Origin of the sequence: Wenyingzhuangia sp. 2_MG-2023, from assembly GCF_030548295.1 — a bacterium.
Classification (GTDB): Bacteria; Bacteroidota; Bacteroidia; order Flavobacteriales; family Flavobacteriaceae; genus Wenyingzhuangia.
In genome coordinates this window covers 16,291-28,126 of record NZ_JAUOSB010000026.1, presented here as the reverse complement: position 1 = coordinate 28,126, position 11,836 = coordinate 16,291, and the positions used below count along the sequence as shown (strand labels likewise).

The window sequence follows — 11,836 nt, the reverse complement described above, 5'->3', positions numbered from 1 at the left end:
TGTGGGCAATGAGGGATTCGAACCCCCGACCCCCTCGGTGTAAACGAGGTGCTCTGAACCAACTGAGCTAATTGCCCATTATAGGCTTACTAAGAATTGTTGTGGGCAATGAGGGATTCGAACCCCCGACCCCCTCGGTGTAAACGAGGTGCTCTGAACCAACTGAGCTAATTGCCCTTAGCGGGTGCAAATATAGAACTAATATTCAATATTCAAACCCTTTTTCTTAAAAATTTACAATAAATTTTTATTTACTTTTCCAGCATATTCTCTGATCTGTTTTACCTCTTCACTTTTATCTTTGGTAATCAGCAAAATACAGTCATTTGTTTCAATCAACACTACATGGTCAATTCCTCTGGTTGCAAAAACAGGTTTTGAACACATAGCATAAGAATTCACCACATTTTCACCTTTGACCATTTCAAAAATATCATAATCCCCAAAATCTTTGGCATAGGCAATTAAAGAATCAAAAGAACCTAAATCCGACCAAATAAAATGTGACTTCACCATTTTTATGATTTTAGACTTTTCTAAAACTGCAAAATCAATACTATCTTCAGGAATTTTTTCCATATCCCCTTTCTTAATATATCCATCCTCGCTGTTTTCATAAGCCACTACAGAAGCCTCATACATTTCAGGCTGGTATTTCTTTAATTCCTGTAAGAAAACAGAAGCCTTGAAACAAAACATCCCACTATTCCAACAAAAATTTCCAGAACGAATGTATTTGATTGCTAAATCTTGATTTGGTTTTTCTCTAAAAGAACTTACATCTTCTGAATCGTATTCAATATAACCATAACCCGTTTCTGGCTTTAAGGGTTGAATTCCAAACGTCACAATATTGTCTTCTTTTGCCAATCTCAATGCATTTTTGAAAGCCAACTTGTATTCAACCTCATCTCCAATCATGTGATCTGAAGGAGTAATAAACATAACATCCTCTGGATCTAAAGCCAATGCAGCTAACGCAATTGCTGGGGCTGTGTTTCTCCCTACAGGCTCCACTATTTGTTTATCAATAGTAATCCCTAATTCTGCTGCTTGCTCACTTGCCATCACCAATTGACTTTGGTTGGTCACCAACATATAGTCGTCTACCAAATTTTCGTTTCTCAGCATTGTAAACTGAAACAACGATTTAGATTTCCCCTCAAAAATTTTTAAAAATTGTTTTGGATTATCGAATCTTGAAATAGGCCACAATCTTGACCCTACTCCACCACTTAAAACTACATTTACAATCTTTCCCATATGTATTGATTATTTTAAATTATTGTATTCTTTGTACCAATCTATAAACCTCTTGACCCCTTCTTCTACTGAAGTATTTGGACTGTATCCATAATCTTGAATCAACTCTGTAACATCTGCCCATGTTTTGGCCACATCCCCAGGTTGCATTTCTAACATTATTTTTTTCGCCTCTTTTCCTAAATTCTTTTCAATATTGGCTATGTAATCTGTCAGTTTCACCGAGTTGTTGTTCCCGATATTGTAGACCTTATACAGCTCTCCTTTTTCTTTTCTAGATACCACCTCTCCTTCTATGATCCTCATCACGCCTTCTACAATATCACCTACAAACGTGAAATCTCTTTCCATTTTACCGTGATTGAATACTTTTATAGGTGTGTTGTTTCGAATCCCCTCTGCAAACAAATAAGCTGCCATATCTGGTCTTCCCCATGGTCCATAAACCGTAAAGAAGCGCAAACCTGTAGTTGCAAACCCAAATAAATGTGAATACGTATGAGCCATTAATTCGTTGCTCTTTTTAGAAGCAGCATACAAACTAATTGGGGTATCTACGGTATCTTTTGTTGAAAACGGAATTTTAGAATTTAGACCGTATACACTAGAACTACTTGCGTACACCAAGTGCTTTACATCATTATTTCTACAAGCCTCTAACAAGTTTACATAGCCTACGATGTTGCTATCTACATATGCTTGAGGATTTTCTATACTATAACGAACTCCCGCTTGTGCTGCAAGATTACACACTACTTGAAAATTTTCTTTTTCAAAAAGCTCATTTATAGCCTCTTTATCTTCTAAGTTGATTCTCTTGAATTTGAACTCCTTTGAAACAGAAGCTGTTTCGTTTCCAAATTCAGCAGCTTGCTCTTTATCAATCCCTAATTGATTCAATCGAGCAAATTTCAAATTGACATCGTAATAATCGTTGATATTGTCTATTCCCACTACTTGATGCCCTCTACTAAGCAACAATTCAGACAAATGATACCCAATAAAACCTGCAGCCCCAGTAACTAAAATTTTCATTCAAAAAATAATTTAAGAGACAAATATATAATTTTAATTATTGGATTGGTTTTCTAAAGATTTAACTTTTGTTAAATAATCTGCCACAACAAAGGTACTTCCTCCTACAAACACTAAGTCTTTAGGGTTTGCACAATTTAAAGCCCTTAAAATTGCATTTTCCACAGAAAAAAAGGCTTCTCCTTGCAATTGGTATTTTTTTGCTTCTTCTGATAAAATTTTCTCAGACAAACCTCTAGCAATGGAAGGTTTGGTAAAATAATATTTAGCTTCTTTGGGTAATATTGGTAAAACACTACTCAGATCCTTATCGTCTACCACTCCAAAAACAATGTGCAACACTTCGTAACTTTCCGTTAACAACTGAGCAACTACCTGAGACACCCCTTCTTTGTTATGACCTGTATCGCAAATAACTTTAGGATTGGTTTGCGTTTGTTGGTACCTCCCCATCAAACCTGTATTTTGAATTACTTTTGCCAATCCATTCTTCATTGCTTTTTCAGAAATTTGAATCCCCAAACTTCTCAATACAAAAATTGTCTGTACTACCGTTTTAAGATTGTGTTTTTGATAAAAACCTTTCACTTCACAAACATAATTCACTTGCTCCAAATCAAAAGCTTTGTGTAAAAAAGCATTTTTGAGTTGGGCTATTTTCTCAAAAACCGGAAACGTTTCTGTGTGGTACTCACCAATCACCACAGGTTTGTTTTGTTTGATGATTCCCGCTTTTTCAGTAGCTATTTCGGGCAAAGTGGTTCCTAAAAACTGGGTATGGTCCAAACCAATATTGGTAATGACTGCAACTACAGGATCTACTACATTGGTAGAATCCAATCTCCCACCTAAACCTGTCTCCAACACCACATAGTCTGTTTGACGTTCTTTGAAATATTCAAAAGCCAATCCTACGGTCATTTCAAAAAAGGACAAAGAATTGTTTTCAAAAAACACTTTGTGCTTTGCCACAAAATCTATCAAAAATTGTTCTGACAATTCCTCTCCATTGATTTTGATACGCTCTTTGAAATCGACCAAATGAGGAGATGTGTACAAACCTACTTTGTAACCTTGCTCTTGTAATATTGAAGCTAACATGTGACTCGTAGATCCTTTTCCATTGGTTCCTGCTACATGAATTGCTTTGCTGTTTTTTTCTGGATGTCCCAAATACTCCATCAACAGCACAGTGTTGGTCAAATCTTTCTTATATGCCTTAGCTCCCTGTTTTTGGTACATTGGCAATTGATTGTACAACCAATCTAACGTTTCTTGGTATTTATTCATTCTTATTCTGACAACGTAAATTTATATCTGATGTATCCTATTTGTTTGGGAGGTGCATTTCCATCAGGATTCCATTTGGTTTCCAATGCCGCTTTTTTAGCTGGCTCTAAAAGACAAGGATTGTTATTGGTCGTTCCTTTTACTCCAGGCACTGCATTGATTACTTTCCCATTCTTGTCCACCTCAATTCTCACTACTACCGTTCCTTCTTTGTTGCAATTTGGTTTTCTTATAGGCTTGGTCAAAACTCTTCTTCCTTTCAATAAATAATTCCCATCACCTCCCAAACCATCATTTCCGTAATATTTGTTGCTATTCGGATCTCCCTCCTGGCTTCCTTTTACCCCACCAGCAGCATCGTCTCCTTCACCTTTTGCCTCTTCACCTTTGGATGGATTTCCAAACAAATTGTTCAATGCATTTTGCGTCTCTTTGTTAGGTGTTGGCTTTTTAACTTCTGGTTTTGGTGCTGTTTTTTTTATTTCCTTAACAGGCTTTGCTACTTCTTTTTTTATTGGTGTTATTTTCTCTTCAACGACTGGAGCTTCTTCCGTAGTTTGTGTCACCACTTTTTCTTGCACCAAAGGAGTTGCTTTGGCCACCTCTTCTTTTGGAGCAGGAGTTTCTGTTTTCTCTGGGTTCGATTTTATGCTTTTGTTTGGTTGAGGCTCTCCAAACCCCACGTCTGAAGTTCCAAAGTTTATTGCAACACCGTATTCTTCAGGAGGATCTACATACCTCAATCCAGCAAAAAACAACAAAAAAATCACTCCTATTGTAAACAATAGTGTAATGATTGCTGCTTTCCTTTGATGTACTGTTTTCAAAACCATATTATTGTCCTTTTACAGCTAAAATCATTTTGATTTTATTACGATTTGCTATGTCAATAACCTGCATGATGTTTTTGTAGGCAGACTCTTGATCCCCACGAATTACCAAAGTTTTTCCTTTGTTCTCCGAAGAGAACTTACTGAGTAGTGTATTTTCTAATTGGTTGAATTCAATTTTATCTGCATCTACATAATACGTACCTTCATTGGTAATTGAAACGGCTACTACACCTTTATTTTCTGTTTTCCCTCCTGCTTTGGGTAAAATTACATCAATTGCATTTACAGTTACTAAGGTTGAGGCTAACATAAAAAATATCAACAGTAAAAAAACAATGTCTGTCATAGAAGACATGTTAAAATCTGCACTTATTTTATTTCTACTTCTGATGTTCATATTTCACTTTTATCGTATTGATTTTATCTTTTTAGTATTTCACATCTCGACTACGCTCGATGACCTTTTCTAGCGTGGCTCCTTGAAAGTAGCTCTATTTTTATTGATGATCTTATTTTATTTACATCTCGACTACGCTCGATGATCTTTTCTATTGTGGCTCCTTGACAACAGTTCTATCTTTCATTGATAACCTTATTTTTTCTACATCTCGACTACGCTCGATGACCTTTTCTAGCGTGGCTCCTTGAAAGTAGCTCTACTTTTATTGATGATCTTATTTTATTTACATCTCGACTACGATCGATGACCTTTTCTAGTGTGGCTCCTTGACAGTAACTCTAGTTTTATTGATAACCTTATTTCTCTACATCTCGACTACGATCGATGACCTTTTATAATGTGGCTCCGTGACAGTAGCTCTACTTTTATTGATGATCTTATTTTAATTACATCTCGACTACGCTCGATGACCAAATATTGACTGCGATTTATGAACTTATACTATATTTCACATCTCGACTACGATCGATGACCCTTTCTAGCATGGCTCCGTGACAGTAGCTCTACTTTTATTGATGATCTTATTTCTACATCTCGACTACGACCGATGATCTTTTCTATTATAACTCCGTAATAGCAGCTCTAGTTTTATTGATGATCTTATTTTATTTACATCTCGAATGCGATCGATGACCTTTACTATTGTAGCTCCGTGATAGCAGCTCTACTTTTATTGATAATTATTTTTCTACATCTCGACTACGCTCGATGACCGCATTTCGACTATGATCGATGACCCTTTCTGGTTTAGCTCGATGAGCTTTTCATGACATTGTTTAAAATTTATTTAAACGGGTTCATTTAACAAATCTAAAAACTCTACACTTTTTGCTTCCATTTGGTACACTACTTTGTCTGTTTTCACCACTAAGTGATTGTATGCTATGTAGGAAATGATCCCTACAATCAATCCTCCTACTGTGGTTGTCATAGCGGTATACAAACCATCCGACAACATCTTGATATCTATCTGTCCTCCTGCGTTGGCAATTTCGTGTATGGAAACAATCATTCCGATAACGGTTCCTAAAAACCCAATCATTGGAGCAGCTCCAGATATGGTTGCCAATACACTAATGTTTTTTTCTAGTTTGTAAATTTCTAACTTCCCTGCGTTTTCTATTGCCGTGTTGATATCTTCCAAAGGTTTCCCTATTCTAGAAACTCCTTTCTCTATCAAATTGGCTACTGGGGTACTTGTTTTTGCACAAAGAGATTTGGCCCCATCAATATTCCCTATACTGATTTGCTCTTTGATTTGATTCATAAAGTTTTTATCCACTTTACTTGCCGCTTTGATTGCCAACAATCGTTCTACATAAATGTAAACTGCAACAATCATCAACAGGAATAAAACCCCCATAATAACCTGACCTCCAACACCTCCGTCCATTACTAATTGAATTACGGAAAGCGTTTTTTCTTGACTCGCCTCAGCAGGCAATGTATCTATTTGATTTTCACCCATAATATAAACTCTTAATTTATAAAACGAAAATACAATTTATTATTGCATATTCATCAACAAAAAAAGGAACCTTCTTGTTCAGAAGATTCCTTTTTAACATTATTATTTAAAATTTTATTTATAAAATTATTCTTACCATTAAATAACCAACTCCTCCTAACACTACGGTGTATGGCAATGCCATTTTCACCATGGTTCCGTATGACAAATTGATTAATGGAGCCAATGCAGATGTTAATAAAAACAAAAATGCTGCTTGCCCGTTTGGTGTTGCTACACTTGGTAAGTTTGTACCTGTGTTGATGGCAATTGCCAAATGTTCAAAATGCTCTCTATCAATTGCACCCGATTTGAACGCTGCTTGTACTTCTCCAATGTATACGGTTGCCACAAACACATTGTCACTAATTGCAGACAACACACCGTTTGCAATGTAAAACAATCCTGGTTGAGATTCTGGACTTTGATCCAATGCCCAGTGAATGATTGGTGAAAATAAATGCTGATCGTGAATCATTGCTACTACCACAAAGAACACTACCAATAATCCTGTAAATGGCAAAGCCTCTTCAAAAGCATGTCCTAAATGATGCTCTTCTGTAATTCCCATAAAAGCCGTTTGGAAAATAATCAAAGCCAAACCTATAAACCCTACAGGAGCTAAATGTAACGCCAATCCTGCAATCAACAATACCGCTGCAATTGCTTGCACTTTTAATGCATATTTTTCTTTATCCGTTCTTTTAGCATCTTCTTCTTTGGTATACCCTTGAATGATTTGATCTGCAATTTTTGGTAATTTGGCACCAAAACCAAAAGACCCAGTCAATTCCAAAACCACCGTTGTTAACATACCACAAACTAAAACAGGCATGGTAATAGGAGCCATTTTTAGAAAAAACTCAACAAAATGCCATCCTAATCTTTCTCCAATCAATAAATTTTGAGGCTCACCTACCAAGGTACATACACCTCCTAAAGCAGTACCTACCACTCCGTGCATGATCAAACTTCTTAAAAAGCTTCTGAATTGCTCTAACGTTTCTCCACTCAACTCGTCTTTATCCAAGACACCATCTCCGTTGTAATCTTCCAATCCTGAATGAATTTTGTGATAGATTCCATAAAAACCAACAGCCACACTAATCAATACCGCTGTTACTGTTAATGCATCTAAAAACGCAGATAAAATTGCTGACAAAAACACAAATAGCAAAGATAAAACCACCTTTGATTTGATTTTTGTAAATATCTTACTGAAGATAAACATCAATAATGGTTTCATGAAATAGATTCCAGCAACCATAAACACCAACAACAATACAACTTCTAAATTTTGATCTACTTCATGGTACGCATTTTCTGGTGATGTTAACCCTAGAACAATAATTTCGATTGCTAACAAACCTCCAGATTGTAATGGATAACATTTTAATGCCATAGCAAGCGTAAAGATAAATTCTGCTATAAACAACCATGCTCCTACTGTTGGAGCAAAAAGAGACACCGGAATGTTGATGATTAGGAAAAAGATCATCACCATCTTAAACCACTTTGGGCTAGAGCCTAAAAAATATTTCATTGTATTACTTATTTTTAATTTTGAAAGCTAAAATAACATAATAGATATTTAATCACATATAGATGGTGTTAATTTTTGTGAATCAAACAAAATTCATCTTTCTTGTTAAGAAATACCACAACACACCTCTTTTATGCACTCTCATTTGTAGTTACAACCACTCCTGACGCATGATTTTTAGAAGCTCCCGTAACGCTTGCTAAGCAATTGATACTACCTTCTGATTTTAATTTGCCTAAAAAAGCAAAAATCAACGCTTCTTTGTAATCAATTAACTGTTTGTTTGGAATTATTATTTCCAATTCCAAGGCATGAAACTGAACTCTCTCTATCAAAAAAGCATGGTACACACCACCTCCTGTTACCAAAACGTTTCCTTTTCTTATTTTTTTTGTAATCTGAATTGCCATGTGTTCCACCAAAGTTCTCAAAACATCTTTGACAGAAAGTTGGTATTTAGATAATACCGGAAACATTTGCTCTTTCAAGAATTCTACCCCCAGTGATTTTGGTTCTGAGCTTTGGTAAAAAGTCAATCCATTCAATTCTAACAACAACTGTTCAGAAATCACTCCTGTTCTTGCTATGGTTCCTTTGTCATCGTAATCCAAACCCAATTGATTTGCGTAAAAATTCAACACGGTATTTACTGGACAGATGTCAAAAGCTTTTCTTACTCCATTCTCTTGATAAGACACATTGGAGAAACCTCCAATATTTAAACAATAATCGTATTCTGAAAACAATAATTGATCCCCAACAGGAACCAAGGGAGCTCCTTGTCCTCCCAAAAACACATCTTGCGATCTAAAATCGTAAATTGTTTTGATTTGCGTTTTTTTAAAAATCTCTTTACCACAGCCAATCTGCAAGGTATACCCTATTTCTGGCTGATGATGTACTGTGTGTCCATGAGAAGCAATAAAATCTACCTGCTGAATTGCATTTGATTCTATAAAATCTAATATCAATTTAGAATAATACATTCCCAAATCTTTGTCTAATTGCAGCAATTTTTCAGAATCCCTAGGAAGTTCTACACAATTTTTTAATTGTTCTAACCAAACGGCAGGGTAAGGAATGGTTGCTGTATTGTTGATTTCAAACGTGGTAGCTCCTGTAAATTTCACATACACCAAATCCACTCCGTCTAAAGAAGTTCCCGACATCAAACCAATAACACCAACCTCTTCCATTTTACTCTTTATATTGTTTGGACAAACTTAAGAAATAAAATCAATGAGTACTTATAGAAACACAGCAGTGATCAGGTATCTATTTACTTTTCTTTAAACAATTCCACAATTGGAGTTGTGTTTGATGCGTTTGCTAAAGGAATGTTTAATTTCATAGATAAAGTTGGAGCTATTTCTGTAATTACATGAGGATGAACCGACTCTCCTTTAGCAATACCCGACCCATACCACAAAAGTGGTACATGCGTGTCACTTGTATAAGATGTACCATGAGACGTACCAAATGATCTTTTGTACATCCACCCTGAATAGGTATGGTATATGATATCTCCTGATTCTTCTGGATTGAAACTGTTTTTTATAAAAGTTCCCATCACACTATTAGACAATGCCCATTCTGAAATTGCTGGAGCAAAAGCCTCTTTAACACCCTCTACGGTCTTTAGATAAGCTACTGCTTCTTTTAAAATTATTTCTTTTGACATCGTCCCTATTTCATTCAAATAAACCTGTGTATTGTCTAAATAGGCAACATATTGATTGTCTCCAAACTTATGAATTAAATGAATATTTAACTCTTTCTTTAACTGTTTCGTATCATAGAATTTCCCTGGCAACTTCTTCGTTTCTAAAAAAACAGGATGATCGCTAGCAGCATGATCTGCTGTTAAAAACAACAAATAATTTCCTTTCCCTACTTCTTTATCTAAGGTATTTAATAAAACTTCTATTTCATGATCCATGCGAACATACGTATCTTCTATTTCTTTGGAACGAATTCCAAAATGATGCCCAACATAATCTGTACTAGAATAACTAATGGTTAAAAAATCTGTGTTTTTACTTTTACCTAATTGTTCCCCTTTAATAGTTGCTTTTACAAGATCTGTTAAGATTGTATTCCCAAAAGGAGTTTCTGTAAGCAAGGCATAATTTCCGTTTCTTTGTCTCAATTTTTTTAAATCGTAAGGAAAAGTACTTTCTTTTTTTCCTTTGTATACTTTTTCAAAAATATCATTATCCACATTGCTATTGGTGTATTTTTCAATAGGTAAGAAAGTTTCCCATTTTTGATTCAATAGAGAATCTGCTTTTTTTTGATTGTTGAATTGCACCAACCAACTAGGTAATTTTTCTTTATAATAAGAACTCGTTATAAAATGTCCATTAGATGCATTGTACCAATAAGCGGCATCTGCCATATGTCCTGCCGGAGAAATAGCACTTCTATCTTTTATAGAAACACCAATTACTTTAGACCTATTGTTAGAGAACAGTTTTAACTCATCTGTTATGGTAGATGTTTTTATGTTTTTAGGAGAACGTGAATATTTTTTATTTACAATCTCTTTGTCAATTCCTGAATTGTCTACTAAAAACACGGTTGAATCTTCTACACAATACATTTTTCGCCCTAATGTTCTACTATACCAACTATTAGACACAATCCCATGATTTGTTGGGGTGGTTCCTGTATATATGGTAGCATGTCCCAAACAAGTAGCTGTTGGTACGTAATTGTAATGTGCATTTTTAACATTGTATCCTTCACGAATCAATCTCTTAAATCCATTTTCGGTGTAATTGTCTTGAAAACGATATAAGTATTCAGATCGCATTTGATCTACCACAACTCCTACAATTAATTTAGGTGTTTCTTTTTTTTGGCAAAAAGAGATTTGACATATAATTACACTTACAAATAGTATGATTTTTTTTGATCTATATTGTTTCATGATCTGAATTTTGAAATTGTTTTTTTTTATAAAAGGGCATTAGTAAACCACCCTTGAACATTTCAAGGGTGGTTTTTCATTTGTAAATACTGAATGGTTTTACTCTTTGTCTTTACTAATTGAGAGAGAATTTTACAACGAGTAAAGAGTTTGAGCACAAATGCATTTTATTTAGGTAGGCTATATTATTTTGTGTTCTCCATTAATTCAATTGCTTTCTCAGCAAATCGACTCCCTAGGGTCACATATCCTTTTGCTGACATGTGTAAATCATTCTTTATTTCTTTTCCGTTTCTATTATTTCCATCGTTAAGATCATCCGTATTCACCCAATCGAAACGAGAGTTGGATTCAGCTACTTTTACTTGAATGTCTCTTATTTTAGTCCAATGGTTGTATTTTTCATTCTGCAAATCAAAATCACTCAATCTACCAATGATAAAATTGATATCATTTCGCTTCAAATCACGTTTAAGTTGCTTGTAAAGTCCTATCAAACTTCCTTCATAAACGTCACCATGTTTTTCTCTTGCATCACGTTCACCTTGCATCCAAATAAACGTTACGGTCTCCACTTTTTCATTTTCAATAGCTGAATACACCTTGGTCATTAAAGCATTGTACAAATCTGCTTGCGTGTTAGGCTCTTCTCCTTTTAATGGTTTCCAATCTTGATACCAGCGACTTATCGGTTGTCCTCCTTTCGCATCTTTTACCACAATTACACCATCTGACCCAAGCCTTTTTTTGACAGCAGGAATGAAAGACTCTTCAGGTTTTAATCTTGCCATATTAGACTGCCCTGAGAGCACAAACAAATGTTTTCCTTCTTGTTTTGACACACAGGATGAAGCTGTAATCACTATCAAACTCCATAAAAAGATAATCTTTGTATTCATTTATTTCAATTTAAAAAGTTGATCTATTGTTCAATTAGGATTCAGATTGCACCAACTACCTGAACCCTAATTTT

General features: G+C 35.1%; 10 protein-coding genes and 2 tRNA genes. All 12 read right to left on the bottom strand.

The genetic code is table 11. From position 1 onward, the window contains the following. Window positions 1-2 precede the first annotated feature (2 nt). Window positions 3-77, bottom strand: a tRNA-Val gene (locus Q4548_RS15640). Window positions 78-102: 25 nt separating this feature from the next. Next, a tRNA-Val gene (locus Q4548_RS15635) sits at window positions 103-177 on the bottom strand. A gap of 57 nt (window positions 178-234) precedes the next feature. Then, window positions 235-1,263 carry a mannose-1-phosphate guanylyltransferase gene (locus Q4548_RS15630; RefSeq protein WP_303456658.1) on the bottom strand — a complete coding sequence of 343 codons (1,029 nt, stop codon included), beginning with the start codon at window positions 1,261-1,263 and terminating at the stop codon, window positions 235-237. A gap of 9 nt (window positions 1,264-1,272) precedes the next feature. Then, entirely contained in the window at window positions 1,273-2,298 is a 1,026-nt protein-coding gene (locus Q4548_RS15625; RefSeq protein ID WP_303456655.1) for an NAD-dependent epimerase, read from the bottom strand. Between the two features lie 33 nt (window positions 2,299-2,331). Beyond that, on the bottom strand, window positions 2,332-3,588 hold the full coding sequence (locus tag Q4548_RS15620; RefSeq protein WP_303456652.1) for a folylpolyglutamate synthase/dihydrofolate synthase family protein: 1,257 nt from the start codon (window positions 3,586-3,588) through the stop codon (window positions 2,332-2,334). 2 nt (window positions 3,589-3,590) lie between these two features. Beyond that, window positions 3,591-4,421, bottom strand: a complete 831-nt coding sequence (locus Q4548_RS15615; protein WP_303456649.1) for an energy transducer TonB — start codon at window positions 4,419-4,421, stop codon at window positions 3,591-3,593. Window position 4,422: 1 nt separating this feature from the next. Next, a complete protein-coding gene (locus tag Q4548_RS15610; protein ID WP_303456646.1) occupies window positions 4,423-4,818 on the bottom strand; it encodes a biopolymer transporter ExbD in 396 nt (131 codons plus the stop codon). Between the two features lie 850 nt (window positions 4,819-5,668). Further along, the gene (locus Q4548_RS15605) at window positions 5,669-6,349 is read right to left on the bottom strand and encodes a MotA/TolQ/ExbB proton channel family protein (protein WP_303456643.1); all 681 of its coding nucleotides are present in this window, start codon (window positions 6,347-6,349) and stop codon (window positions 5,669-5,671) included. 118 nt (window positions 6,350-6,467) lie between these two features. Next, window positions 6,468-7,931, bottom strand: a complete 1,464-nt coding sequence (gene nhaB, locus Q4548_RS15600; RefSeq protein ID WP_303456641.1) for a sodium/proton antiporter NhaB — start codon at window positions 7,929-7,931, stop codon at window positions 6,468-6,470. 131 nt (window positions 7,932-8,062) lie between these two features. Continuing rightward, window positions 8,063-9,127 carry an anhydro-N-acetylmuramic acid kinase gene (locus Q4548_RS15595; protein WP_303456639.1) on the bottom strand — a complete coding sequence of 355 codons (1,065 nt, stop codon included), beginning with the start codon at window positions 9,125-9,127 and terminating at the stop codon, window positions 8,063-8,065. 83 nt (window positions 9,128-9,210) lie between these two features. Further along, window positions 9,211-10,863 carry an alkaline phosphatase PafA gene (gene pafA, locus Q4548_RS15590; RefSeq protein WP_303456637.1) on the bottom strand — a complete coding sequence of 551 codons (1,653 nt, stop codon included), beginning with the start codon at window positions 10,861-10,863 and terminating at the stop codon, window positions 9,211-9,213. Window positions 10,864-11,048: 185 nt separating this feature from the next. Then, window positions 11,049-11,762: a sialate O-acetylesterase gene (locus tag Q4548_RS15585; protein ID WP_303456634.1), complete on the bottom strand. Its 714-nt coding sequence runs from the start codon at window positions 11,760-11,762 to the stop codon at window positions 11,049-11,051. Window positions 11,763-11,836 lie beyond the last annotated feature (74 nt).

Bases quoted from the DNA above. Each gene is read 5' to 3' on its own strand.
- Q4548_RS15630 (WP_303456658.1), bottom strand. From the start codon at position 1,263: ATGGGAAAGATTGTAAATGTAGTTTTAAGTGGTGGAGTAGGGTCAAGA.
- Q4548_RS15625 (WP_303456655.1), bottom strand. From the start codon at position 2,298: ATGAAAATTTTAGTTACTGGGGCTGCAGGTTTTATTGGGTATCATTTG.
- Q4548_RS15620 (WP_303456652.1), bottom strand. From the start codon at position 3,588: ATGAATAAATACCAAGAAACGTTAGATTGGTTGTACAATCAATTGCCA.
- Q4548_RS15615 (WP_303456649.1), bottom strand. From the start codon at position 4,421: ATGGTTTTGAAAACAGTACATCAAAGGAAAGCAGCAATCATTACACTA.
- Q4548_RS15610 (WP_303456646.1), bottom strand. From the start codon at position 4,818: ATGAACATCAGAAGTAGAAATAAAATAAGTGCAGATTTTAACATGTCT.
- Q4548_RS15605 (WP_303456643.1), bottom strand. From the start codon at position 6,349: ATGGGTGAAAATCAAATAGATACATTGCCTGCTGAGGCGAGTCAAGAA.
- nhaB (WP_303456641.1), bottom strand. From the start codon at position 7,931: ATGAAATATTTTTTAGGCTCTAGCCCAAAGTGGTTTAAGATGGTGATG.
- Q4548_RS15595 (WP_303456639.1), bottom strand. From the start codon at position 9,127: ATGGAAGAGGTTGGTGTTATTGGTTTGATGTCGGGAACTTCTTTAGAC.
- pafA (WP_303456637.1), bottom strand. From the start codon at position 10,863: ATGAAACAATATAGATCAAAAAAAATCATACTATTTGTAAGTGTAATT.
- Q4548_RS15585 (WP_303456634.1), bottom strand. From the start codon at position 11,762: ATGAATACAAAGATTATCTTTTTATGGAGTTTGATAGTGATTACAGCT.